The sequence below is a fragment of the Halomonas sp. YLGW01 genome (genome assembly GCF_014840935.1).
GTDB lineage: Bacteria > Pseudomonadota > Gammaproteobacteria > Pseudomonadales > Halomonadaceae > Onishia.
Window position 1 is genome coordinate 483,022 of record NZ_CP062005.1, and the last position, 22,310, is coordinate 505,331.

Sequence of the window (22,310 nt, forward strand, 5' to 3'; positions counted from 1 at the left end):
AGGAGTTTCGATGCGCAAGCGCTTTTCCGATCTCGATCAGACCTGGCCCGCGGGCCTCGGCCGCCGGCTCGGTGCGATGATCTACGACGGCCTGATCCTGATGGCGATCTGGATGCTGCTGGGCTTCGTGGCCGTGGCCATGAACGGCGGCGAGGCCAACACCTCGCCGCTGTTCCATAGCCTGCTGTTCGTCGCCACCTTCGCCTTCTTCGCCTTCTTCTGGATGCGCGGCGGCATGACGCTGGGCATGCAGGCCTGGCGGCTGCGGGTTCAGACGCCTGACGGTCAGGCCCTGAGCCTGCCCCAGTGCCTGATGCGCTTCCTCGTGGCTGGGCTCTCCTTCGCGGCCCTGGGCCTTGGCTACTGGTGGATCCTCTTCGACGGCGAGCGGCGTGGCTGGTCGGATATCGCCTCGCATTCCCGGGTGGTGGTGCTGCCCAAGCCGGACAGATAGGCCTGGCGCCGGACCTGAAACGCGCTTGGTGGCACGACACACCGTCGGCGGCAGGCGAGCGCTCGGCGACAATCGCCGCCATGGCCTTGCAAGTCTCTATGCGAATCATTTACATTCATCACATCGGCGATAGCGAGGTGATGTATGTACGTATGTCTGTGCAAGGGCGTGTCCGACCGCGCGATCCGGGAAGCCGTCAGCGACGGTGCCCGCAGCTGGCGCGAGGTGCGCGAGCGCACCGAGTGCGCGACCCAGTGCGGCAAGTGCGCCTGCATGGCCAAGACCCTCACCCGCGAGGCGATCGCCGAGGAAATGATGACCGCCGATCTGGCCTACGCCGTTTAAGCGGGGTGCCGTCGGCGTCTCTGTGTGCCTCGCCCCCTGTGTGCCATCGCACGCCGCCCCAGGACGCGCCTTCTCGCCGCTGGGTGCTCTTCTCAGTTGGCAGTCATTTCCCTTTAACATCCTGTCCTGATTCGACTTTCTTAAGATGCTGGGGGATACTTCGAGCATCGCGGGGCAGCCTCCACTGTCCCTATTGTTTCGCGTCCGCCCCGGCGGACCCGGTTTCGGGAGACGTCCTCATGAAAGGCGATGCCAAGGTCATCCAGTACCTCAATACCGTGCTCGGCAATGAGCTGGTGGCCATCAACCAGTACTACCTGCATGCCAAGATGTATCAGGACTGGGGCCTGGCGGCGCTGGGCAAGTGGGAGTACGAGGAATCCATCGAGGAGATGAAGCACGCCGATACCCTGATCGAGCGCATCCTCTTCCTCGAGGGCCTGCCCAACCTGCAGGACTACGGCAAGCTGCTGATCGGCGAAAACACCCGCGAGATGCTCGAGTGCGATCTCAAGCTCGAGCACAAGGCGCATGCCGACCTCAAAGACGCCATCGCTCACTGCGAGCAGGTCCGCGACTACACCAGTCGTGACCTGTTCCAGAAGATCCTCGACGACGAGGAGGAGCATATCGATCACCTCGAGACCGAGCTTGGCCTGATCGATGCGGTGGGCATTCAGAATTACCTGCAGAAGCAGATGCAGACGCCCTGAAGACAGGGCGCGATGGCTGACGCGAGGCTCGAGGTTCATGAGGCACGCGCCAGCCATCGGCTGCATGAGCGGCTGCATGACCGGCCGTGCAAGTTGCCGCATGACCTCCACATAATCTCCGCATAACCACAGAAGGCGCCCTAAGGGGCGCCTTCTGCGTGTCGGGCTGTTGTACGGGCCGTCTTCAGTCGAAGGCCTTCTCCAGGGCGAAGCGGGGCACCGGCTCGCCCTGCACCTCCACGTTCTCGCAGAACATGGAAAGCGGCCTGACCCAGAGGCCGTAGTCGCCGTAGAGGGCGCGGTAGACCACCAGGGCCTCCTCGGTCTCGCTGTGCTGTGCCACGCCCATCACCTCGTAGCGGGCGCCCTTGTAATGGACATAGATGCCCGGCACCGGGCGGGGAGTATCATGCGCGATCATCGGAAGGCTCCTGAGCGGCGGTAGTCGGGGGGCGGGCATCGGCCTGGGCGCGGGCGGCCTTGCGCGCCAGGCGTTCCATCACCCGGGCGGCGGCGGCGAAGCCGAAGGCGCCGGTGACGAAGGTGGCGGCGCCAAAGCCGCTGGCGCAGTCCAGGCGGGTGCTCTCGCCGTCACTTGGCTTGGTATGACAGACCTCGCCGTCGGCGCCGGGATAGACCAGCTGTTCGTCGGAATACACGCATTCGACGCTGAAACGGCGCTTGGGATTACGGGAGAACCCGTAATCGCGGCGCAGTCGGGCGCGCACCTTGGCAAGCAAAGGATCATGCTCGGTGCGGGTCAGGTCGGCGATGCGGATGCGGGTCGGGTCGAGCTGGCCGCCGGCGGCGCCGGTCACGGTCAGACCGAGCTTGCGTCGCTTGCACCAGGCGATCAGCGCCGCCTTGGCGATCACGCTGTCGATGGCATCGACCACATGATCGGCATCGGCGGGAATCCGCTCGGCCAGGTTGGTGGGGGTGACGAAGGCGCTGTCGGCGATCACCTCGATGCCTGGCGAGATCGCCCGGCAGCGCTCGGCCAGCACCTCGACCTTGGGTCGGCCGATGGTGCCGTCCAGGGCATGCAGCTGGCGGTTGACGTTGGACACGCAGACATCGTCGAGATCGATCAGGGTCAGCTTGCCGATGCCGGCCCGGGCCAGGGCCTCCACCGTCCAGCTGCCCACGCCGCCGACGCCCACCACCACCACATGGGCGAGGCGAAAGTGGGCGGCGGCGCGCTGGCCGTAGAGGCGCCGGATGCCACCGAAGCGGAAGTCGTAGTCGGCATCAGGAAGGGACGGGTCGGTATCGGTCATGGGCTCGACATCGTGGCTTAGATCGTGGACGGGTCGGTCGTGGACGGTTCGGTCGTGGCCTCTTCGAGGCGGTAGCCGGCGCGCGGCAGATGGGCGTTCCAGCCGAAGCGGTCGAACAGCTGTGTCATGTCCTCCTCGAGGCCGGCATTCACGATCAGGCGTTCGCCGCTCACCGGGTGATCGAAGCCCAGCTCCACCGCCGCCAGCAAGAGCCGGGACGTGTCCAGGTTCTCGCTGAAGAAGCGGTTGTGGTTGCCCTTGCCGTGCCTGGCATCGCCGATGATCGGGTAGCCGCGCCGCGACAGGTGGCGGCGGATCTGGTGGCGGCGCCCGGTCAGCGGCCTTGCCTCCATCAGCGAGTAGCGGCTGCTGGGGTAACGGTCGACCCGCACCGGCAGCTCGACGCTATCCAGGCGCCGCACCTCGGTGGCCGCCGCCATCGCCGGCATCTCGGCCTTCGGCCGGCGGCCATCTTCCTCGCGCAGGGCGTAGTCGAGGCGCTCGGCCTCGGGGCCCTGGCCGCGCACCACCGCCAGGTAGCGCTTGCTGACCCGTTGCTCGGCGAAGGCCTCGCCGAGGGTGCGGGCGATCTGGGATGACAGCGCGAAGACCAGCACCCCGGAGGTCGGCCGGTCCAGGCGATGTACCGGATAGACGTGGCGCCCCAGCTGGTCGCGCAGCAGCTGCAGCGCGAAGCGGGTCTCGCCACGGGCAAGCGCCGTGCGATGCACCAGCAGCCCCGAGGGCTTGGCGATCACGACCAGGGTATCGTCCTGATAGAGGATGGGAAGCGGTGCGGACATGAAACGACTGCGGCTGAAAAGGGGGTTCATTGTCGCCGCTCGGCGCGGGGATGTCATCCGCCCCGGCGGGACATCCCCGCAGGCCGCTGGCCGTGTCGATGGCGTGGGGCGCCTGTTGGGCGTTTTCCGGCGCCCCCCTCTGCGTTGCCCGCGGGGATTATGGCAAGCTGGCGGCAAGTTCCCCGATACGTTTTCAGCAAAGACGAGACGACCATGCGCGACACTTCCCGTCCACACCTGGTGGTGCTGACTGGCGCCGGCATCAGCGCCGAGAGCGGCATTCGCACCTTTCGTGCAAGCGATGGCCTCTGGGAGGAGCATCCCATCGAGGCGGTGGCCACCCCGGAGGGCTTCGCCCGCGACCCGGCCCGGGTGCTGCGCTTCTACGACGAGCGCCGGGAGCAGGTGCGTGGCGCCATGCCCAACGCCGCCCACCGGGCGCTGGCCGAGCTGGAAGGGGCGGGGTTTCGGGTCAGTATCGTCACCCAGAACATCGATGACTTGCACGAGCGGGCCGGCTCCCGTGACGTCCTGCACCTGCATGGCGAGATCCTGATGGCCCGCTCCTCGGTGGACGAGCGGCTACGCTACCCGCTGCGCGAGGGCGGCATTCGCCTGGGCGATGTCTGTGACAAGGGCAGCCAGCTGCGCCCGGACGTGGTCTGGTTCGGCGAGGCGGTGCCGCGCTACGCCGAGGCCTGCGACCTGGTCGCCGAGGCGGACATGTTGTTGGTGGTGGGCACTTCCCTTGCCGTGATGCCGGCGGCCCTGCTCCTCGATCAGGTGCCCCTGGACGCCGAGGCGGTGCTGGTCGACCCCGAGGCGGATGCCCTGGCGCCGCCCGGGGTCGCGCGGCTCGCCCTGCCGGCGGGGCAGGGCGTACCGCAGCTAGTGAGGCACTGGCTGGCCAGCGGCCGGCTGGCGCTGCCCGAGCCCTTCTCTGCCGCCCTGCTCGAGACCTAACGCGCGACGATCAGGCATAGACAGGCGATGGCAGGTGAGGAAGGAAAGGCATAAGCGCCTTCATTCGTTAGTGCGCATACGGCATGATAGTCGACCCGCTCGATGTTGATCTCACCGGGCGGAAATCAAGAGCCGTCTCAACGGCCTGACGGTCAGGCTCCGGCTTGGCCACTTTTCATGACGCAACGCCAAGGACACCTCATGCACGTCTTCGAACGCCTCAATCGCCTCTTCCCCGTGTGGGCGATCCTCTTCGCCCTCGCCGCCGCCTGGCAGCCCACCTGGTTCACCGGCCTGGCGGGTCAGATCAAGCTGCTGCTCGCGCTGATCATGTTCGCCATGGGCCTGACCCTGTCGCGTCAGGATTTTCTCGGCGTGCTGCGAGCCCCCAAGCCGGTGGCGGTGGGCATCGTGCTGCAGTTCACCCTGATGCCGCTGGCGGCGCTGGCCGTCTCGAGGCTGCTGGGTCTTGACCCGGCGCTGACCGTCGGCATGGTGCTGGTCGGCGCCACCGCCGGCGGCACCGCCTCCAACGTCATGGCCTGGCTGGCCGGCGGCCACGTGGCGCTGTCGGTGTCGATGACGCTGGTCTCCACGCTGGTCTCGGTGGCTGCCACGCCGCTGCTGACCTGGCTCCTGGTCGGCGAGAGCATCGCCGTGCCGGTGGCCGGGATGTTTTTGAGCATCGCCCAGCTGGTGATCGCGCCGATCGCCTTGGGTGTAGTGGTGCACCATCTGCTCGGCGAGCGGGTGCGCCGCGTCGAGCCGCTGCTGGCGACGCTGGCCATGGCGGCCATCGTGCTGATCATCGCCATCGTGGTGGGCCTCAACGCCGAACGGCTGCTGACGCTCGGGCCGCTGGTGGCGCTGGCGGTGGTGCTGCACAACGGCATCGGCCTGGCCGGCGGCTACGGCTTGGCGCGGCTGATGGGCTTCGAGGAGCGTATCAGCCGCACCGTGGCCATCGAGGTCGGGATGCAGAACTCCGGCCTCGCGGTGGCGCTGGCCAGCCAGTTCTTCTCGGCAAGCGCGGCGCTGCCGGGCGCGCTTTTCTCGGTGTGGCACAACGTCTCCGGCTCGCTCCTGGCCGGCTACTGGAAGCGTCGTCCGGCCAAACAGCAGGAGGCGCCGGCCACCGCGCTGCGCTGAGGAGAAGGCGCCGTCGTGCCAGGCCGTGCATGATAGAATGCGCGGCCTATCAAGCGACGACCCCGAGTCTCATTACGCCATGAATGACACCACCGAGCCGGTGGGCGCACCCGCCGGCCCTGGCTCCTCCGCCGACGAGGCGGCCGATATTCCCGCCGACCCCGCGACCGGTCGGCCGCGACCGCCGCGGCGCGAGTTCAAGGCGCGAGGCAGCACCGTGACCCGCTGCGAGACCTGCCGCCTGCCGGCGCTGAACTGCCTGTGTCCCTATCGGGCCGAGGCGGAGAGCCTTTCACGCTTCTGGTTGATCACCCATCCGCTCGAGCATCTCAAGCCGACCAATACCGGGCGGCTGATCGCCGATGTGCTGCCGAGTACCGAGGTCTTCACCTGGTATCGCACCGAGCCGGACGCGCGGCTGCTCGAACTGCTCGCGGATGAGCGCTTCGCGCCCTTCGTGATCTTTCCCGATGATCAGCCGGACTACGCCGACCGGGTGGTGGGTATGGATGCGGTGCATGATGCCAAGGATCCCGCCACGGGAGCGGGCGCCAGGATACCGGTGTTCATCATCCTCGATGGCACCTGGCGCCAGGCGCGGCGCATCTTCCGTCGCAGCCCCTACCTCGACCGGCTGCCGGTGTTACCGCTGGCGACAGAGCGGGAGACTCGCTACCGGCTGCGCAAGCCTGCGTCCAAGGCGCACCTGTGCACCGCCGAGGTGGCCGTGGAGCTGCTGCGCCAGGCCGGCGATCAGGATGCCGGCGGCGTGCTTGATGACTACTTCGATGCCTTCAACGACAGCTATGGTGCCAGCCGGAGCCACCGCCGACTGGAGGCGCCGACGCCGGCGATGACGCGTCTGCTGGCGCGGCGAAAGGAGTAGGCGAGAGACATAGAGGCTCTGGCTCAGTGCCTCCGGATGGCGACGACGGTGGGTATTGTCCTGTCAGCGGTGCTGCCTGGCCTTAACCAGTTCATCGATCACGCCCTCGCTGCCGGGAGCGAGGCCCAGCGGCTGGGTCTTGCCGCAGCTGAGGCAATGGCAACGCCGCTGCTCGTAGAGCGGGGTGAAGCGCTTCCAGGTGTCAGGCGCTCGCGTGACCTCCAGGGCGCCGCAGTCGCACATCAGGATGAGGCTTTCATGGGGTCCCGCACCTAGCAACACCGCTTGCATGTGATCTCCCTTTCCTTGGGGTAGTCCGCGGCCGGCAGAGCCGGTGAACAAAAGAAGCCCTGAGCCCGATCACACCCCAGCTGGCACAGTCTGCGTGCCTGCTGGCGGGTCTCCCTCCCTTACGCCGTCACATCAGGCTCAAATTCATGACCCGCCTCGATCAGGCAGGCCATCAAGTTAGGGCGTGTAGGAAGTATCGGGATAGTAGGCGACAGAGTCGATGGCATGCTCATTCCTTGAGCGCACCATCCATCAATAACGACAAATGATCACAGTTACCGTTCAGTTGTAGCACTATAAGCGGCGGGCAACAAACAGCGGCCGTAGGGCACCGCCGGAAAAATTCTCCGGCTTTGTGACGGTTGGCGACCTGCAGGTGAGTTGAGAGAGGTGGGAGCAGTGAAAGAGAGGCCCGACGCTATCCTCAAGGCATCGAGCCTTGCCATGAGTCTCAGCTAGATCGCATCGGTGCGCCCCTCATGCCAGTTTGAACGACCAGCCTCTCATTAGCCGGTTGGGGCATTCCATGGACAGTCTGGCGGGTGTAGACCTCTAGGAGCGGACCAGTAAGGTCGCCTTCACTCCTTACGCATGGCCAGTATCCAGTCGACCAGTTGCCTGGCCTCTTCCTCGCTGACTTCCGGACGCACGCCGGGTTCGGGCATGATCGCCGATCCCCAGTGTTCTTCGCCTCCCGAGAGCACGACCTGAACCAGGTAATCATGCATTTCCCCGGAATATTTCTGGGCGATGCTGCTGAAGGCTGGCGCCCGGGGCGTCATGTCATCCTGGCCGTGGCAGCTCAGGCATTGCTTTTCCTTGGCAAGCTCCAGCATGTCGGCAGATGTCGCGGTTGGCATCAGGAAAAGACAGCTGAGTGCCATGGATACCATGAGGGTTTTCATCTTGCCGCTCCCTTGGTGGCTGCGTTGTCATGCTTCATGTTTGGCCTGACGGCCATTGGGCTGAACCCTGCCTTCTGTGATGCAGGCGATCTCTTAGCTAACCCTAGGTCGGCCATTTCACTCCCACCATCAACAGGTTTCGGGGTTTTGCAGGCCGGTCACCGCTAGGTCAAAGGTGTGAGCGGCTCAGTCCAAGAGGAGGGGCAGGGAGAAACACCAGCGGCCAGCTATAGGGCTGGCCGCTGGGGGCATTCGTGTCGTGAAACGCGAGGCTGGGTTAGCCCATCAGCTGGCCGGCGATGCGCAGCCCGGCGATCCAGGTGCCGGCGGCGGAGCCAATGGTGGCGAGCAGGAACACCAGCAGGGTGCGGGAGACGCGGTTCTTCCACCAGCCCTTCGGGGTGGCGACGTCATGGCGCAGGGTCGAGAAGTCGCGAACCTTGGGCTTGCGCATGGCGAGCTCGACCCCAGCGGCCACGAAGCCGGCGCCGATGGTGGGATTGAGGGAGGTCAGCGGGGCGGCAAAGAAGGTGGCGATCACCGTGATCGGGTGGCCCAGCGCGATGGCGGCCCCCAGCCCGGAGAGCACGCCGTTGATCAGGAACCATTCGCCGACCAGTTGCCAGCCGAGTCCGGTGTCCTTCGAGAACCCCACCGCGAAGCCGGTCAGCACCAGGGCAGTGATCGCCCAGGGCAGCAGCTTCCAGACCCTCGAGCGCGGCGGGGTGGCTTCGAGGCTCTCACGCTCGGTGCCGGGGTCGGCTGGTAGTGCCTCTTCCAGGTGCTCGGCCATGCCCTTGAGATGGCCGGCGCCGATGATCACCAGCACGTTGCGATACCGCCCGGGCGCCTGCTCCTCGAGCCGCAGCGCCATATAGCGGTCGCGCTCGCTGATCAGCGGTTCATAGAGGCGCTCTGACTGCTCGGCGAACTCGTTGAAGGTGGACTCCAGGACATCGCCCTCCTTGAGGCGCTCGATGTCGGCGGCAGAGACCTCCTGGCGTGAGATCACGCTGCCCAAGAGCCCCGAGAACAGCCCGAAACGCTGCCACCAGGGCACGTTGGCGTAGATACGCTTGAGGGTCACCCCCACTTCCCGGTCGATCAGCAGCAGCGGCAGCTTTGCGTTGTCGGTCTCCTCCAGGGCGGCACGCATCTCGGCGCCGGGCTCGATGCCCGACTGCTCGGCGACCCGCTGCTGGAAGGCGCCCAGCGCCAGGCTGGCGGCGACCATGCCGGCCTTGCCCTGACGGAAGATCTGGAACAGGTCCTGGTTGGCCAGGGCGTCCGGTTCCACCAGGCTGTGGTGGCGCGACGGGCACAGTTCGATGGCCACGGCGTCGAAGTCGCCGGAACGGATCAGGTCGCGGACCTCGGCGGCGCTCTCGGCGGAGACGTGGGCGGTGCCGAGCAGGGTGTAGCGGGTATCGCCGCGCACGATCACCCGCCGCGGGCCTTGGCCGGCGGCCTGGTCGGGAACCTGGGCGGCGGGGGCGGTGATGTCCTGGGAGTCGGTCATGAACACTCGCTAGAGGGTGAAGAAGGATCGATTATCCACGATGCCGACGGTCAGGCCAAACGGCCGGGCCCGGCGGCGACGGGCAGAGCCTGCCGCGCTCAGCGGCGCCAGAAGGCCGGGGTGAAGAGCACCAGCACGGTGAAGATCTCCAGGCGGCCGAGCAGCATCGACACCACCAGGATCCACTTGGCGGCCTCGGGCATGTCGCCGTAGTGGCTGGCCACGTCGCCGAGCCCCGGGCCCAGGTTGTTGATGGTCGCCGCCACCGCGGACCAGGCCGTGACCTGGTCCAGGCCGGTGGCCATCACGCCGATCAGCATCAGGAAGAACAGCAGCACATAGACCGAGAAGAAGCCCCACACTGCCTGGGCGATGCTATCCGGCACGCTGACCTTGCCGATCTTCACCGAGATCACCGCATTGGGGTGGATCAGGCGCAGTATCTCGCGCAGCCCCTGCTTCATGATCAAGATGATGCGGATGACCTTGATGCCGCCGCCGGTGGAGCCGGAGCAGCCGCCGACGAAGGCGGCGACAAACAGCAGGAAGGGCAGGGCGCCGGGCCAGGCGGAGAAGTCGGCAACGCCGAAGCCTGCCGTGGTGGCGATGGAGACCACCTCGAAGAGGCCGTGACGCAGCCCGAGGATATCGCTGTAGGTGCCGGTCAGCCACAGCGAGGTCACCGCGATCACGGTAAGCCCCAAGAGGAACAGCAGCAGGAAGCGAGCCTCCGGGTCGTCCAGGTACTGGCTCAGGCGCTTCTCCCGCCAGGCGGCGAAGTGCAGGCTGTAGCTCATCGCCGAGATCAGCATGAAGAAGATGCAGATCAGCTCGATGGTGGCGCTGTCGAAGTGCCCGATGCTGGCGTCATAGGTCGAGAAGCCGCCGATCGCCACGGTGGAGAAGCTATGGCCGAGGGCGTCGAACCAGTTCATCCCGGCCAGCCAGTAGGCGGCGAAACAGGTCAGGGTCAGGGTGGCATAGATGTACCACAGGGCCTTGGCGGTCTCGGTGATGCGCGGCGTCAGCTTGGAGTCCTTGAGCGGGCCCGGGATCTCGGTGCGATAGAGCTGCATGCCACCGATGCCCAGCGTCGGCAGGATGGCCACCGCCAGTACTACGATCCCCATGCCGCCGAGCCATTGCAGCTGCTGGCGGTAGTAGCGAACCGCCTCCGGCAGGAAGTCGATGCCGGTGATCACGGTGGCGCCGGTGGTGGTCAGCCCCGAGAAGGACTCGAACACCGCGTCGGTCAGCGAGAGCGCATGGATGCCGTCGAGCATCAGCGGCAGGGCGCCGAACAGCCCGAGCACCGTCCAGAACAGCGCCGCGATCAGGAAGCCGTCCCGGGTGCGCAGTTCCTTGCGGGCGCGGCGGTTGGGCCAGTAGAGCAGTGCGCCGGTGGCCACGGTGATGCCCATGGCGATGGCGAAGGCGCTCCACATCCCGTCGGCGAATAGCCACGAGATCAGGATCGGGGGCAGCAGGGTCAGGCTGAACAGCATCAGCAGCAGCCCCAGGATGCGCAGGATCATGCGCAGGCTCATGGCGCGACCGTCCTTGTCAGTGGTAACGACATTGGAAATGACATTGCCAATGTCGGTGGAAACCGCGGGGCGATGGCATGCTGGTGGTCCCGCCCCATCAGAAGAAGGTCAGGCCGACCTGGAACAGGCGCTCCACATCGCGGATGCGGCGCTTGTCGATCACGAACAGGATGACATGATCGCCGGATTCCACCACCACGTCATCGTGGGCGATCAGCACCTCCTTGCCGCGCACGATGGCACCGATGGTGGTGCCGCTGGGCAGGTCGATGTGATCGATGGTGCGGCCCACCACCTTCGAGGAGTGGGCGTCGCCGTGGGCGATGGCCTCGATGGCCTCGGCGGCGCCGCGGCGCAGCGAGTGGACATTGACGATGTCGCCCCGGCGCACGTGGGTTAGCAGGCCGCCGATGGTGGCCTGCTGCGGCGAGATGGCGATGTCGATCTCGCCGCCCTGCACCAGGTCCACATAGGCGGCGTTGTTGATCAGCGTCAGCACCTTCTTGGCGCCCAGCCGCTTGGCCAGCATAGACGACATGATGTTGACTTCGTCGTCGTTGGTGAGGGCGCAGAAGATGTCGCAGTCCTCGATGTTTTCCTCGAGCAGCAGCCGCTTGCTGGTGGCGCTGCCGTGCAGCACCACGGTGCGGTCGAGCCGTTCGGAGAGGGTCGTGCAGCGCTCCAGGCTATGCTCGATGATCTTGACCTGGTGGCTGTGCTCGAGGGTCTCGGCCAGGCGCTCGCCGATATGGCCACCGCCGGCGATCACCACCCGGCGGAAGTCGCGGTCCAGACGGCGCAGCTCGCTCATCACCGCGCGGATGTCGCGGCGGGCGGCGATGAAGAACACCTCGTCGTCGGCCTCGATGACGGTGTCGCCACGGGGAATGATCGGCCGGTTGCGGCGATAGATGGCCGCGACCCGGGTATCGACCTGGGGCATATGGCGGCGCAGGAAGCCGAGCTCCTGGCCGACCAGCGGGCCGCCGTAGAAGGCCTTGACCGCGACGAGCTGCACCATGCCGCTGGCGAACTCCAGCACCTGCAGGGCGCCGGGGTACTCGATCAGCCGGCGGATATGGTCGGTGACCACCTGCTCGGGGCTGATCAACACGTCGATGGGCACGGCGTCGTGGGCGAACAGCCCCTTGCGGGTCAGGTAGGCGGTGGCCCGCACCCGGGCGATCTTGGTCGGGGTGCGAAACAGGGTGTGGGCCACCTGGCAGGCGATCATGTTGACTTCGTCGGAGTTGGTCACCGCGATCAGCATGTCCGCGTCTTCGCAGCCGGCCTGGCGCAGCACCATGGGGTAGGAGGCCGCGCCGGACACGGTGCGAATGTCCAGGCGACTGTGCAGCTCGCGCAGGCGCTCGCCGTCGGTATCCACCACGGTGATGTCGTTTTCTTCATGGGCCAGGTGCTCGGCCAAGGTGCCGCCGACCTGGCCAGCACCCAGGATGATGATCTTCATGAACGCGTCCGCAGGCTGATGGACCGACGGCCTTCATCGGGCGCCGGCAGGCGGTGGCTAGCATAAACTACTCGTCCGGCGGGTGACAGGGCGGGGGTGGCCCGCCGCCGGGCCGGGCATCGCAGGCGCCGCGGCATCGCATCACTCGAGAGTGAAACCGACCTTGACGGTGACCTGCCAGTGGGCGACGCGACCGTCCTCGATATGGCCGCGGGTCTCGACCACCTCGAACCAGCGCATGCCGTGCAGGCTCTGGTGGGCGCGTTCGATGGCCTGGTTCACCGCATCCTCGATGCTCTCGGTGGATGAGCCGGTCAGTTCGATATGCTTGTAGACGTGGGACATAGGGCACTCCTTGGCCGTGGACACGGGGCCGGTCGGCACCGGCCCCTGTGGCCAGTATAGGCCTTATGCCCGGCGCGTCAGCCGGGCATAGAAGAAGCCGTCGTGCCCGTGCTCGCGCGGCAGCAGCTGGCGCCCGGGGCCGGCGGCGCGTCCCCAGGGCAGATCCTCGGGCGTGCTGACCACGGCATCCGGGGTGCGCTTGAGGAAGGCGGCGACCTGCTCGGCATTCTCCTCGGGCAGCACCGAGCAGGTGGCGTAGACCAGCGTGCCGCCAGGCGAGAGGGTCTGCCACAGGTTGTCGAGCAGCCGCGCCTGCAGCGCGGCGAGCCGGCCGATGTCCTCGGGCCGACGCAGCCGCTTGATGTCCGGGTGGCGACGAATCACGCCGCTACCGGAGCAGGGGGCATCGAGCAGGATGGCATCGAAGGGCGTGCCGTCCCACCAGTCCTGCGCGCTGGCATCGGCGGCGCTGACCTCTGCGCTGAGGCCGAGGCGCGTGAGGGTGTCATTGACGCGGCCAAGGCGCTCGGCGTCGCTGTCCAGGGCCCGCAGCGAGACCTCGAAGGCCTCGAGCAGGTGGGCGGTCTTGCCGCCGGGAGCGCAGCAGGCGTCCAGTACCCGGGCGCCGGGGCGTGGCGCCAGGGTCGGGCCGAGCAGCTCGACGGCGAGCTGGGCGGCCTCGTCCTGCACGCTCACCTCCCCCTCGGCGAAGCCGGGCAGGGCGCCGACGTCGCAGGGGGTTTCCAGGGTCAGGCCGTCCGGGGCATGCTCGCAGATCCGGGCCTCGATACCGGCCTCGCGCAGGCGTTCCACGTAGGCCTCGCGGCTGATCCGGCGCCGGTTGACGCGCAGCGTCATCGGCCCCGGCTGGTTGTTGGCGATGGCGATCTCGCGCCAGTCGTCGGGCCAGGCCTGGCGGAGTGCCTTGAGCCACCACACCGGATGCAACAGGGCCACCGCCGGCTCGCGGTCGACCTTGGCCTGCATCTCGCTGGCCTCGCGCTGCAGACGGCGCAGGCAGCCATTGAGCACCCGGGTCGCCCAGGCCTTGTTAAGCAGGCGGGCGGCGCCGGCGGTCTCGCCCACCGCGGCATGGGCCGGGATACGCATGTACAGGAGCTGGTAGATGCCCACCAGTAGCAGGGCCTGGATGTCGGTGTCGCGGGCCTTGAAGGGGCTCTTCAACAGGCTACCGGCCAGCGCCTCGAGGCGGGGCAGGGTGCGGCAGACCCCGTAGCAGATCTCGCGCAGCAGCGCCCGGTCGCGGGGCGCCACTCGGCTGTCGTCGAGGCTGGCAAGCGATCCTCGGGCCGTCAGGATCGGCACCAGCGCGCGGGCCGCTTCGGCGCGCACGCCCTGGCCACCCTGGCTGTCGGCGGGCGCCTGGCGAGGGCTCTTGGCGGGGCGGCGCTTATTAGCGTGCGGCTTGTTCGCGTTAGATTTGGCGTCGTGGCGGCGGTTGTCCTTGGCCTGACTCATGAGGAGATCTCCTGTGACGGGGCGGCATTGCCAAGGCGGATGCCCGGTGCGAAGCGCTCGCCCCGGGCGTTGAGCAGGTCGCGGGCGGCCAGCGGCTTGCCGCCGGGCAGCTGGGCGCGGGTGATGCGCAGTATCTCCTCGCCGCCGGCACCGCAGGCCACGCGCAGGGCGTCGCCAGCGGCGGGCAGCAGGGTGCCGGGAGCGGCGGCGGGATCCCCGGCTTCTCGCGCCCCGACCTCGGCCAGCCACAGCCGCAGCGGCTCGCCGGCGAGTCGCGTCCATGCCACCGGCCAGGGATTGAAGGCGCGTACCTTGGCGGCCAGCGCCGCGGCCGGGGCGGTGAAGTCGAGCTCGCCCTCGGCCTTGGAGAGCTTGGCGGCGTAGGTCACGCCGGCCTCCGGCTGTGGCGTAGCGGCGAGACCGGGGCCCGATAGGGCCGTCAGGGCCGTGACGATGGCCTCGCCGCCCAGCACCGCCAGGCGGTCGTGCAGCTCGCCACCGGTGGTTGAAGCGTCGAGCGGCGTGCGACGCTCGAGCAGCATGGCGCCGGTATCGAGACCGGCATCCATCTGCATGATGGTCACGCCGCTCTCGGCGTCGCCGGCCTCGAGGGCGCGCTGGATCGGGGCGGCACCACGCCAGCGCGGCAGCAGCGAGGCATGCACGTTGAGACAGCCCATCGGTGGCATATCGAGCACCGCCTGGGGCAGCAGCAGGCCGTAGGCCACCACCACCATGATATCGGCATCGATGGCGGCGAGTTCTGCCTGGGCCTCTGCGTCCTTGAGCGAGACGGGCTGATGGACCGGAAGGTCATGCGCAAGCGCCCGTGCCTTGACGGGGCTCGGGGTGAGCTTGCGGCCGCGCCCGGCGGGACGGTCGGGCTGGGTATAGACGGCCACCACCTGATGCTCGCTTGAGAGCAGAGCATCGAGGCTGGCCGCGGCGAAGTCGGGGGTGCCGGCGAAGATCACGCGCAGGGGTCGGGTCATGAAGGGCCTTGCTGGGTCAAAACGGTCAGAGTGGGCGACATCATAGCGTAACGCCGCCGACAACGACGAAGGCCGGCCACGTCGCGACGACGGGGCCGGCCTTCGGGAGGCCAGGGCGTGGCCTGTGTCCCGGGTGGCCGGGGGTCAGGCGGGCTGCATCTGGCGATGGCGCTTCTGCATCTTCTTCATTACCCGGTCGCGCTTGAGCGGCGACAGGTAATCGACGAACAGCCGCCCTTCCAGGTGGTCGTACTCGTGCTGAATGCAGTGGGCGAGCAGGCCGTCGGCCTCGAGCTCGTAGGCGCCGCCGTCGCGATCCAGCGCCTTGAGGCGGACGCGCAGGGCACGGGGGACCTCGGCATAGTACTCGGGGATCGACAGGCAGCCTTCCTGCATCGGCTCGCGCTCGTCATCCAGCGGCGTGTACTCGGGGTTGATCAGCACCAGCGGCTCGTTGCGGCTCTCGCTGACGTCCATCACGATGACGCGGCGATGCACGTCGACCTGACTGGCGGCCAGGCCGATGCCCTGAGCGTCGTACATGGTCTCGAGCATGTCGTCGACCAGTTGACGAACCCCGTCGTCGACGGTGTCGACCGCCACCGCCTGGGTGCGCAGGCGCTCGTCGGGGAATTCGAGGATGGGTAACTTGGCCATGACGTTGAAATCACCGTAAGCGGAATTCTGGAATAGTCGTCATATTGTAGTGGGCGGGCTCGGCGAACGGAACCGCCAGCCACATTATGACCGTGATAGGCCCCCTTTATATCCCCTTGCGCGAGGAGGATCGCCCGGGATGGCGAACGTGGCTGCGGGGCAACGGCGAGGATACACTGACGGTGTCGACAACGAAGGTGATGCCCGGCCGCGTGCCGAGGATGAAGGAGCAGGGAATGACACGAACATGGGAGCGGCTTGGGCGCATCCTCAAGCACCAAGCAGGGAAGCTGGGATCGAGGCCCGGAGTGATGCCGGGAGTGAAGCGTGAACGCATGCCGTCGCTGTATCGCGGGCAGGCACTGGCATCGACAAGCCCAGGTGGCCGGCGCCTCGGCATGGGGCGCTGGCTGCTGATCCTCGGGCTGCTTGCCCCGGGGCTGGCACAGGCGCAGGTCGACATGCTGCGCGACGACGCACCGCAGCGCTATACCGTGGTCCGGGGCGATACCCTGTGGGATATCTCCGGGCGCTTCCTGACCCATCCCTGGCAGTGGCCGCAGGTGTGGCGGCTCAATCCGCAGATCGACAACCCGCACCTGATCTACCCGGGCGACGTGGTCGTGATTCGCGACTGCAATGGCCGGCCCTGCCTGGGGCTCGAGCGTGGTCAGAATGTCGTCAAGCTGTCTCCCGAGATGCGGCGCATCCCCCGCCGCGAGGCCATCCCGCCGCTGCCGCGGGAGGTGGTCGAGCACTTCCTGACCCGGCATCGCATCGTCGATGCCTCGCTGAACCTGGCCGAACAGCCCTATGTGGTGGCCGGTGCCGACTCACGCCTGGTCAGTGGCGCCGGTGACAGTGTCTTCGTGCGCGGGGCCCTGACGCCCGGGCGCCGCTACGGTATCTACCGGCCCGGTGAGGTGTATCGTGATGCCGAGGGAGCCTTCCTCGGCCAGGAACTGTTAAGCGTCGGCGAGGGCCGTCTGGAAAGCCGCGAGGGCGAGCTCGGCACCCTGAAGCTGTTGGCCTCCCGCGAGGAGATCCGCGACGGGGATCTGGTGATGCCACTTGAGTCTCGGGCGCTGGTGGGCGAGTTCCAGCCACGCCCGCCCGAGCAGTCGGTGGAAGGGCATATCCTCGCCGTGCCCGGCGGAGTGCGCTTCATCGGTCGGCTGCACGTCGTGGCGCTGGATGCCGGTACCCGTGAGGGTGTCATGCCAGGCCATGTCCTGGCCGTCGAGCAGCAGGGCGAGCTGGTACGTGATCCGCGAACCGAGCAGCCGGTGCGTCTGCCGGGTGTCGATGCCGGCCTGGTGATGGTCTTTCGCAGCTACGAGCGGGTCAGCTATGGCCTGGTGATGCATGCCAACCGCACTCTGGCGGTGGGGGACCGGGTGCATACGCCGTCGTCCGAGACCCTGTATTCCTTGAGGTAGGGTCGAGGTGACAAGCGCAGGCCGCAGGACGCGGCCTGCCGCTCATGACCTCATGCATTAACGCACGCATGCTCTTGCTCACGCACTCGCCCACGCATTCACGTCAACAGGGAGGACGGCGCGATGACGGCCAAGGACTGGCTGGTGCTGTCACTGCTGCCGGAGCTCGGGCCTCGGCGCATCCAGGTCCTGCGCGAGCGCGCCCCGGAATATCTCGAGAGCTGGCTCTCGCTGCTGCCGCGTCCCGCCGCCACGGCGCTGAGACTGTGGCTCGATCATCCTAACCGCAGCCCCCTGGCCCCGGCGCTGAGCGCGCTCGAGGCCTGGCTCGCCGCCTCCGACCGCCACGCCCTCCTGCATCCCGATCACCCGCATTGGCCTCGCCTGCTCGATGAGTTGCCCGATCCGCCGCCGGTGCTGTGGGCCTGGGGCGATCTGGCCGCCCTGACGCCGCCGGCGCTGGCCATCGTCGGCTCCCGACGACCGACCCGCGACGGGCTGGTGAGCGCCGCCGAGTTTGGCCGCGACCTCGCGACCGCGGGCTATGGCATCATCAGTGGCCTGGCGCTGGGCATCGATGCGGCCGCCCAGCGCGCGGCCCTGGATGCCGGGGGGCGGAGCGTAGCGGTCCTCGGCTGTGGGGTCGATGTGGTCTATCCGCCGCGCCATGAGGCTCTGCACTGCCGCCTGCAGGGCCCGGGTGGGTTACTGCTCTCGGAGCACCCGCCGGGCACCGCGGCGCGTCCAGCCTTCTTCCCGCGGCGCAACCGCATCGTCACCGGGCTTTCGCTCGGGGTGCTGGTGGTCGAGGCCGCCGAGAAGAGCGGTTCGCTGGTCAGCGCGCGACTTGCCATGGAGCAGAACCGCGAGGTCTTCGCCCTGCCGGGCTCGATCCACAACCCTCAGGCCCGGGGCTGTCTGGGGCTGATCCGTCAGGGCGCGACTCTGGTGACCGGCCTTGAGGATATCCTCGAGGAGTTGCCGCCCTGGGCCGGGGCGGCCTTCGTCAAGGCGCCCGACATTGTGTCCAACATTGAGTCCGACATGGCACCTGGCCATGTCGCCGCGAGGCCTTCTCGGGGGGCGGATCCCGCGCCTTTGACCCAGGCCACCCCTCAAGACCCGCTGCTTGCACTGCTCAGCGAGCGGCCTACGCCGCTGGATACCCTGATCGATCTCACCGGCCACGACGTCGGGAGCTGTCAGCGGCGGCTGCTGGAGCTCGAGATCGAGGGGCTGGCCACCCAGGCCGTGGGAGGCTGGGTGCGCCTGCCCGGGGCTCGCTGAGCGGCCCCTCGGACGCGGGCGCGCATGATAGACTTGGCGTCAGTTGCTTCCGATGCCCAGTTGTTTTCGATGCAGAGAATCGCCGATGACCGACACTCCCGCACTCGACGCCGCACTGAATGCTGCCGTGGATGCCCTGCACGCCGGTGGCGTGATTGCCTACCCGACCGAAGCGGTCTGGGGATTGGGCTGTGACCCCGACAACGAGCAGGCGCTGACGGCGCTGTTGCGCCTCAAGGAACGGGACCCGGCCAAGGGCCTGATCCTGATCGCCGGCCACATCGGTCAGCTCGCGCCCTGGCTCGAGGGCCTGCCCGCCGATCTGCATGCGCCACTGGTGGCCAGCTGGCCGGGGCCCAATACCTGGCTGGTGCCGGACAATGGCCGCGCGCACCCCTTGCTGCGCGGCGCGCATCAGAGCGTGGCGCTGCGGGTCAGCGATCATCCGCTGGTGGCCAGGTTGTGTGAGGCCTACGGTGGCCCGATCGTCTCGACCTCGGCCAATCGCGCCGGCGAGCCGCCGGCGCTGAGCGCCGCGGCCGTGCGCGATGCCCTGGGCGACGGAGTCGCGGCGGTGCTCGAGGGGCCGCTTGGCGATCACCCGAAGCCGAGCACGATCCGTGACCTGGTCAGCGGCCGGGTGCTGCGAGACTGACCGCCGCGCCCACCTGCGGCGATGCATCGCTGCATCAGTGACCCACATTCCCATTTCGAAGCTGTGACTGGAGGCCGTGTGGCACACGCCCATCTCGATGCCGTCAAGACCTACCTGCTCGACCTGCAGGATCGCCTCTGTGTGGCGCTGGCCGCCGAAGACGGCGTCGCCGACTTTCATGAAGACGCCTGGGAGCGCCCCGCCGGCGGCGGTGGCCGTTCGCGGGTGATCGAGAACGGCGCCGTCTTCGAGAAGGGCGGCGTCAACTTCTCCCATGTGTATGGCGCCGAGCTGCCGGCCTCGGCCAGCGCGGCGCGTCCGGAACTCGCCGGTCGCAGCTTCCATGCGGTCGGCGTGTCCTGGGTGCTGCATCCGACGAACCCCCATGTGCCGACCAGCCACGGCAATGTGCGCTTCTTCATCGCCGAGAAGGAGGGCGAGGCGCCGGTGTGGTGGTTCGGGGGCGGCTATGATCTGACGCCCTTCTATCCGGTATTCGAGGACGTGGTGCACTGGCACCGGGTGGCGCAGGACGCCTGCGCCCCCTTCGGCGAGCATGTCTATGCCCGCTACAAGGCCTGGTGCGACGACTACTTCTATCTCAAGCACCGCGACGAGACCCGCGGCGTGGGCGGGCTCTTCTTCGATGACCTCAACCAGGGCGGCTTCGAGGACGCCTTCGCCTTTCAGCAGGCCGTGGGGGACAGCTTCCTCGACGCCTACCTGCCGATTGTCAGGCGCCGCCGCGACGACGCCTATGGTGAGCGGGAGCGCAACTTCCAGCTCTACCGGCGCGGGCGCTACGTGGAGTTCAACCTGGTCTGGGACCGCGGCACCCTGTTCGGCCTGCAGAGCGGCGGGCGCACCGAGTCGATCCTGATGTCGATGCCGCCGGCGGCGCACTGGCACTATGGCTGGACCCCGGAGCCCGACAGTCCCGAAGAGGTGCTGTACCGGGACTACCTGCGGCCCAGGGACTGGCTCGCCGAAGCCGATGGCCAGACACAAGGCCGCGCCCAGGCGGAGGGACAGTCATGAGCGATCGCTACTGCGTATTCGGCCACCCCATCGGCCATTCCAAGTCGCCGCAGATCCACACGGCCTTTGCCGTCCAGAGCGGCGATGACATGGAATACACCGCCATCGAGGCACCTCGTGACGACTTCGCCGGCGCCTGGCGCGACTTCGTGGCGGCGGGCGGCCGCGGCGCCAATGTCACCGTGCCCTTCAAGGAAGAAGCCTTTCGCCTCTGTGAGGTGCTGAGCCCCCGAGCCCGGCGCGCCGGCGCGGTGAACACCCTGGTGCTCGGCAAGGACGGGCGCACCTTCGGCGATACCACCGATGGCATCGGTCTGGTACGCGACCTCAAGCATCACGGCGTCACGCTCGAAGGCGCCCGGGTGCTGGTGCTGGGCGCCGGCGGCGCGGTGCGCGGGGTGATCGAGCCGCTGTTGGCCGAGGGGCCCTGTGAGCTGATGATCGCCAACCGCACCGCCGAGAAGGCGACTGGCCTGGCCGCGGACTTCGCCGCGCTGAATGATGGCCGGACTCGCCTGCACGGCGGCGGCTTCGATGCCGTGGCGGGGTCCTTCGATGTGGTGATCAACGGCACCAGCGCGAGCCTAGGCGGCGACCTGCCGCCGCTGCCGGACGATCTGTTCGCGCCTGGTGCCACCGCCTACGACATGATGTACGGCGCCAAGCCAACGGTCTTCCTTAACTGGGCGGTCGAGCGCGGGGCGCGTGGCGTGGATGGCCTTGGGATGCTCGTCGAGCAGGCCGCCGAGTCCTTCTATCAGTGGCGCCAGCGTCGTCCCGATACGGCGCCGGTGCGTGACCTGCTGCGTCAGGCGCTGGCCGCCAGCGGTTAGGCCGTCTCTTCAGCCGCCCTCTTCAGCCCTTCTCTTCAAACCCTTTTTTCAAACCCAGGCCACCAACCAAAAACCCGCCGGTCGCAAGACCGGCGGGTTTTTGATGGGGCATGTGCGAGGGCTACTCAGATGGTGCTTCGCTCGCCTCGGCGAGCCCTCAGCGCTTCTTGACGTAAAGCCCCGTCATGGTCATACCAAGCCCCAGCACCGACAGCGCGAGGCCGCCGTTCACCAGCCAGGGCGCGCGTTCGAGCCAGGACACGAAGGGCTGCGGCGTGTCGCGGCAGGTGCCGGCGAGGTAATCCCAGTGACCGCCGTCGAGCAGGCAGCCGCGCACATCGCCGAGTTCCATGAAGTAGACCCCGAGCAGCAGCACGATCGGCAGGATCAGCAGCACGAGGCCGATCCGCATCAGTCTGGCGCGCATTAGGAAGCGGCGCGTCATCTAGGATCGGCCGCAGCTGGGCGTCTTGCCGGCCCGACGGGCCTGTTCAAAGCGGGGCACGGCCTCGTTCATGCTGGCCTTGAGGCCCGCGATGCGCTGGCTGTTGCTGGGGTGCGTGGACATCCAGGCGGGTGGCTGGCTGCCGCCCGCCTGGCTCATCTTCTCCCACAGGGTCACGCTGGCGCGGGGATCGAAGCCGGCATCGGCCATCAGCTGAATGCCCAGGGTATCGGCCTCGCTTTCATGACTGCGCGAGAAGGGCAGCAGGATGCCGAACTGGGCACCGGCGCCGAGCGCGCCCATCAGGGTATCGCCCTGGGGGCCCTGGAGCCCGGCGGCGGTCTGGATCACCGACAGGCCGAGCTGGGTGGCCTGCTGGGTCGAGACGCGCTCGTTGGCATGGCGCGCCAGTACGTGGGATACCTCGTGGCCGATCACCGCGGCCAGCTGATCCTGGGTGCTGGCGATGTCCAGAAGGCCGGTGTTGACGCCGATATAGCCGCCCGGCAGGGCGAAGGCGTTGGCCGAGGGGTCGTCGAAGACCTTGACCTGCCAGCTGGGTGCCAGGTCCGAGGACGGCAGTTCGGCGACGATCGCATTCGACACGCACTGCACGTAGCTAAGCGTGGCGCCACCCACCGTCGGCAGCTCCTGCTGGTACTGCTCGAAGGTCTGCGCGCCCATCTGGTTGAGCTGCTGATCGGACACCAGCGTCAGCTGCTGTCTCCCCGTGGGCGAGCTCGAGCAGGCGGCCAGGGCCAGGCTCAGGGCCCCCACGGCCATTCCTTGTATCCAACGCATGCTGGGATCCTCC

Annotated in this window: 25 protein-coding genes; 11 read left to right on the top strand and 14 right to left on the bottom strand. The window is 67.7% G+C overall.

The window, feature by feature from the left end; all coding sequences use genetic code 11:
* Positions 1-10: 10 nt before the first annotated feature.
* From IEJ03_RS02300 to bfr, 3 genes are all read left to right on the top strand, one after another.
* The gene (locus tag IEJ03_RS02300; RefSeq protein ID WP_192036118.1) at positions 11-454 is read left to right on the top strand and encodes an RDD family protein; all 444 of its coding nucleotides are present in this window, start codon (positions 11-13) and stop codon (positions 452-454) included.
* 144 nt (positions 455-598) lie between these two features.
* The gene (locus IEJ03_RS02305) at positions 599-799 is read left to right on the top strand and encodes a (2Fe-2S)-binding protein (protein ID WP_192036119.1); all 201 of its coding nucleotides are present in this window, start codon (positions 599-601) and stop codon (positions 797-799) included.
* A 239-nt stretch (positions 800-1,038) separates the two neighbouring features.
* Positions 1,039-1,512, top strand: a complete 474-nt coding sequence (gene bfr, locus IEJ03_RS02310) for a bacterioferritin (RefSeq protein ID WP_192036120.1) — start codon at positions 1,039-1,041, stop codon at positions 1,510-1,512.
* 184 nt (positions 1,513-1,696) lie between these two features.
* Here bfr and IEJ03_RS02315 read toward each other — a convergent pair whose 3' ends face one another.
* The 3 genes from IEJ03_RS02315 to IEJ03_RS02325 are packed head-to-tail and all read right to left on the bottom strand — an operon-like array spanning position 1,697 to position 3,595.
* Entirely contained in the window at positions 1,697-1,933 is a 237-nt protein-coding gene (locus IEJ03_RS02315; RefSeq protein ID WP_192036121.1) for a DUF1653 domain-containing protein, read from the bottom strand.
* A complete protein-coding gene (gene tcdA, locus IEJ03_RS02320; protein ID WP_192036122.1) occupies positions 1,920-2,792 on the bottom strand; it encodes a tRNA cyclic N6-threonylcarbamoyladenosine(37) synthase TcdA in 873 nt (290 codons plus the stop codon). The genes IEJ03_RS02315 and tcdA overlap by 14 nt, the downstream gene beginning before the upstream one ends.
* A gap of 17 nt (positions 2,793-2,809) precedes the next feature.
* On the bottom strand, positions 2,810-3,595 hold the full coding sequence (locus IEJ03_RS02325; protein ID WP_192036123.1) for a pseudouridine synthase: 786 nt from the start codon (positions 3,593-3,595) through the stop codon (positions 2,810-2,812).
* A gap of 213 nt (positions 3,596-3,808) precedes the next feature.
* Here IEJ03_RS02325 and IEJ03_RS02330 point away from each other — a divergent pair, with 213 nt between their 5' ends.
* From IEJ03_RS02330 to IEJ03_RS02340, 3 genes are all read left to right on the top strand, one after another.
* On the top strand, positions 3,809-4,558 hold the full coding sequence (locus tag IEJ03_RS02330; protein ID WP_192036124.1) for an NAD-dependent deacylase: 750 nt from the start codon (positions 3,809-3,811) through the stop codon (positions 4,556-4,558).
* Between the two features lie 201 nt (positions 4,559-4,759).
* The gene (locus IEJ03_RS02335; RefSeq protein WP_192036125.1) at positions 4,760-5,707 is read left to right on the top strand and encodes a bile acid:sodium symporter family protein; all 948 of its coding nucleotides are present in this window, start codon (positions 4,760-4,762) and stop codon (positions 5,705-5,707) included.
* Between the two features lie 79 nt (positions 5,708-5,786).
* A complete protein-coding gene (locus tag IEJ03_RS02340; RefSeq protein WP_192036126.1) occupies positions 5,787-6,593 on the top strand; it encodes a tRNA-uridine aminocarboxypropyltransferase in 807 nt (268 codons plus the stop codon).
* A 63-nt stretch (positions 6,594-6,656) separates the two neighbouring features.
* Here the strand turns inward: IEJ03_RS02340 and IEJ03_RS02345 are convergent, their stop codons facing one another.
* The 9 genes from IEJ03_RS02345 to def all read right to left on the bottom strand — a co-directional run bounded on the left by IEJ03_RS02345 (position 6,657) and on the right by def (position 15,799).
* Positions 6,657-6,884: a hypothetical protein gene (locus IEJ03_RS02345; protein WP_192036127.1), complete on the bottom strand. Its 228-nt coding sequence runs from the start codon at positions 6,882-6,884 to the stop codon at positions 6,657-6,659.
* A gap of 578 nt (positions 6,885-7,462) precedes the next feature.
* Positions 7,463-7,789, bottom strand: a complete 327-nt coding sequence (locus IEJ03_RS02350; protein WP_192036128.1) for a c-type cytochrome — start codon at positions 7,787-7,789, stop codon at positions 7,463-7,465.
* Positions 7,790-8,066: 277 nt separating this feature from the next.
* Positions 8,067-9,308, bottom strand: a complete 1,242-nt coding sequence (locus tag IEJ03_RS02355) for a TraB/GumN family protein (protein ID WP_192036129.1) — start codon at positions 9,306-9,308, stop codon at positions 8,067-8,069.
* Positions 9,309-9,406: 98 nt separating this feature from the next.
* The gene (locus tag IEJ03_RS02360; protein ID WP_192036130.1) at positions 9,407-10,855 is read right to left on the bottom strand and encodes a TrkH family potassium uptake protein; all 1,449 of its coding nucleotides are present in this window, start codon (positions 10,853-10,855) and stop codon (positions 9,407-9,409) included.
* A gap of 97 nt (positions 10,856-10,952) precedes the next feature.
* Positions 10,953-12,326: a Trk system potassium transporter TrkA gene (gene trkA, locus IEJ03_RS02365; protein WP_192036131.1), complete on the bottom strand. Its 1,374-nt coding sequence runs from the start codon at positions 12,324-12,326 to the stop codon at positions 10,953-10,955.
* Positions 12,327-12,467: 141 nt separating this feature from the next.
* On the bottom strand, positions 12,468-12,671 hold the full coding sequence (locus IEJ03_RS02370; RefSeq protein WP_192036132.1) for a dodecin: 204 nt from the start codon (positions 12,669-12,671) through the stop codon (positions 12,468-12,470).
* 63 nt (positions 12,672-12,734) lie between these two features.
* Positions 12,735-14,150 carry a 16S rRNA (cytosine(967)-C(5))-methyltransferase RsmB gene (gene rsmB, locus IEJ03_RS02375; RefSeq protein WP_192036133.1) on the bottom strand — a complete coding sequence of 472 codons (1,416 nt, stop codon included), beginning with the start codon at positions 14,148-14,150 and terminating at the stop codon, positions 12,735-12,737.
* Positions 14,147-15,142 (bottom strand): methionyl-tRNA formyltransferase, encoded by a 996-nt coding sequence (fmt, locus tag IEJ03_RS02380; protein ID WP_192036134.1) that lies wholly within the window; start codon positions 15,140-15,142, stop codon positions 14,147-14,149. Before fmt ends, rsmB begins: the two co-directional genes overlap by 4 nt.
* Positions 15,143-15,286: 144 nt before the next feature.
* Positions 15,287-15,799, bottom strand: a complete 513-nt coding sequence (gene def / locus IEJ03_RS02385; protein WP_192036135.1) for a peptide deformylase — start codon at positions 15,797-15,799, stop codon at positions 15,287-15,289.
* Positions 15,800-16,035: 236 nt separating this feature from the next.
* Between def and IEJ03_RS02390 the strand changes: the two genes are divergently transcribed.
* The 5 genes from IEJ03_RS02390 to aroE all read left to right on the top strand — a co-directional run bounded on the left by IEJ03_RS02390 (position 16,036) and on the right by aroE (position 21,051).
* Complete coding sequence (locus IEJ03_RS02390) at positions 16,036-17,238, top strand: LysM domain-containing protein (RefSeq protein WP_242458023.1); 1,203 nt, start codon at positions 16,036-16,038, stop codon at positions 17,236-17,238.
* A 123-nt stretch (positions 17,239-17,361) separates the two neighbouring features.
* Positions 17,362-18,525 carry a DNA-processing protein DprA gene (dprA, locus tag IEJ03_RS02395; RefSeq protein WP_192036136.1) on the top strand — a complete coding sequence of 388 codons (1,164 nt, stop codon included), beginning with the start codon at positions 17,362-17,364 and terminating at the stop codon, positions 18,523-18,525.
* An 85-nt stretch (positions 18,526-18,610) separates the two neighbouring features.
* Positions 18,611-19,180 carry a Sua5/YciO/YrdC/YwlC family protein gene (locus IEJ03_RS02400; protein WP_192036137.1) on the top strand — a complete coding sequence of 190 codons (570 nt, stop codon included), beginning with the start codon at positions 18,611-18,613 and terminating at the stop codon, positions 19,178-19,180.
* 78 nt (positions 19,181-19,258) lie between these two features.
* Complete coding sequence (gene hemF, locus IEJ03_RS02405; RefSeq protein ID WP_192036138.1) at positions 19,259-20,218, top strand: oxygen-dependent coproporphyrinogen oxidase; 960 nt, start codon at positions 19,259-19,261, stop codon at positions 20,216-20,218.
* Positions 20,215-21,051, top strand: a complete 837-nt coding sequence (aroE, locus tag IEJ03_RS02410; RefSeq protein WP_192036139.1) for a shikimate dehydrogenase — start codon at positions 20,215-20,217, stop codon at positions 21,049-21,051. The genes hemF and aroE overlap by 4 nt, the downstream gene beginning before the upstream one ends.
* Positions 21,052-21,208: 157 nt before the next feature.
* Here the strand turns inward: aroE and IEJ03_RS02415 are convergent, their stop codons facing one another.
* Together IEJ03_RS02415 and IEJ03_RS02420 are read right to left on the bottom strand one after the other, a co-directional pair.
* On the bottom strand, positions 21,209-21,478 hold the full coding sequence (locus tag IEJ03_RS02415) for a hypothetical protein (RefSeq protein ID WP_347400988.1): 270 nt from the start codon (positions 21,476-21,478) through the stop codon (positions 21,209-21,211).
* An 18-nt stretch (positions 21,479-21,496) separates the two neighbouring features.
* Positions 21,497-22,297, bottom strand: coding sequence for a M48 family metallopeptidase (locus IEJ03_RS02420; protein WP_192036140.1), 801 nt, complete (start codon positions 22,295-22,297; stop codon positions 21,497-21,499).
* Between the last annotated feature and the right edge of the window lie 13 nt (positions 22,298-22,310).

Excerpts from the sequence above, each read along its gene's own strand:
- IEJ03_RS02300 (WP_192036118.1), top strand. The coding sequence starts at position 11 with ATGCGCAAGCGCTTTTCCGATCTCGATCAGACCTGGCCCGCGGGCCTC.
- IEJ03_RS02305 (WP_192036119.1), top strand. The coding sequence starts at position 599 with ATGTACGTATGTCTGTGCAAGGGCGTGTCCGACCGCGCGATCCGGGAA.
- bfr (WP_192036120.1), top strand. The coding sequence starts at position 1,039 with ATGAAAGGCGATGCCAAGGTCATCCAGTACCTCAATACCGTGCTCGGC.
- IEJ03_RS02315 (WP_192036121.1), bottom strand. The coding sequence starts at position 1,933 with ATGATCGCGCATGATACTCCCCGCCCGGTGCCGGGCATCTATGTCCAT.
- tcdA (WP_192036122.1), bottom strand. The coding sequence starts at position 2,792 with ATGACCGATACCGACCCGTCCCTTCCTGATGCCGACTACGACTTCCGC.
- IEJ03_RS02325 (WP_192036123.1), bottom strand. The coding sequence starts at position 3,595 with ATGTCCGCACCGCTTCCCATCCTCTATCAGGACGATACCCTGGTCGTG.
- IEJ03_RS02330 (WP_192036124.1), top strand. The coding sequence starts at position 3,809 with ATGCGCGACACTTCCCGTCCACACCTGGTGGTGCTGACTGGCGCCGGC.
- IEJ03_RS02335 (WP_192036125.1), top strand. The coding sequence starts at position 4,760 with ATGCACGTCTTCGAACGCCTCAATCGCCTCTTCCCCGTGTGGGCGATC.
- IEJ03_RS02340 (WP_192036126.1), top strand. The coding sequence starts at position 5,787 with ATGAATGACACCACCGAGCCGGTGGGCGCACCCGCCGGCCCTGGCTCC.
- IEJ03_RS02345 (WP_192036127.1), bottom strand. The coding sequence starts at position 6,884 with ATGCAAGCGGTGTTGCTAGGTGCGGGACCCCATGAAAGCCTCATCCTG.
- IEJ03_RS02350 (WP_192036128.1), bottom strand. The coding sequence starts at position 7,789 with ATGAAAACCCTCATGGTATCCATGGCACTCAGCTGTCTTTTCCTGATG.
- IEJ03_RS02355 (WP_192036129.1), bottom strand. The coding sequence starts at position 9,308 with ATGACCGACTCCCAGGACATCACCGCCCCCGCCGCCCAGGTTCCCGAC.
- IEJ03_RS02360 (WP_192036130.1), bottom strand. The coding sequence starts at position 10,855 with ATGAGCCTGCGCATGATCCTGCGCATCCTGGGGCTGCTGCTGATGCTG.
- trkA (WP_192036131.1), bottom strand. The coding sequence starts at position 12,326 with ATGAAGATCATCATCCTGGGTGCTGGCCAGGTCGGCGGCACCTTGGCC.
- IEJ03_RS02370 (WP_192036132.1), bottom strand. The coding sequence starts at position 12,671 with ATGTCCCACGTCTACAAGCATATCGAACTGACCGGCTCATCCACCGAG.
- rsmB (WP_192036133.1), bottom strand. The coding sequence starts at position 14,150 with ATGAGTCAGGCCAAGGACAACCGCCGCCACGACGCCAAATCTAACGCG.
- fmt (WP_192036134.1), bottom strand. The coding sequence starts at position 15,142 with ATGACCCGACCCCTGCGCGTGATCTTCGCCGGCACCCCCGACTTCGCC.
- def (WP_192036135.1), bottom strand. The coding sequence starts at position 15,799 with ATGGCCAAGTTACCCATCCTCGAATTCCCCGACGAGCGCCTGCGCACC.
- IEJ03_RS02390 (WP_242458023.1), top strand. The coding sequence starts at position 16,036 with ATGACACGAACATGGGAGCGGCTTGGGCGCATCCTCAAGCACCAAGCA.
- dprA (WP_192036136.1), top strand. The coding sequence starts at position 17,362 with ATGACGGCCAAGGACTGGCTGGTGCTGTCACTGCTGCCGGAGCTCGGG.
- IEJ03_RS02400 (WP_192036137.1), top strand. The coding sequence starts at position 18,611 with ATGACCGACACTCCCGCACTCGACGCCGCACTGAATGCTGCCGTGGAT.
- aroE (WP_192036139.1), top strand. The coding sequence starts at position 20,215 with ATGAGCGATCGCTACTGCGTATTCGGCCACCCCATCGGCCATTCCAAG.
- IEJ03_RS02415 (WP_347400988.1), bottom strand. The coding sequence starts at position 21,478 with ATGCGCGCCAGACTGATGCGGATCGGCCTCGTGCTGCTGATCCTGCCG.
- IEJ03_RS02420 (WP_192036140.1), bottom strand. The coding sequence starts at position 22,297 with ATGCGTTGGATACAAGGAATGGCCGTGGGGGCCCTGAGCCTGGCCCTG.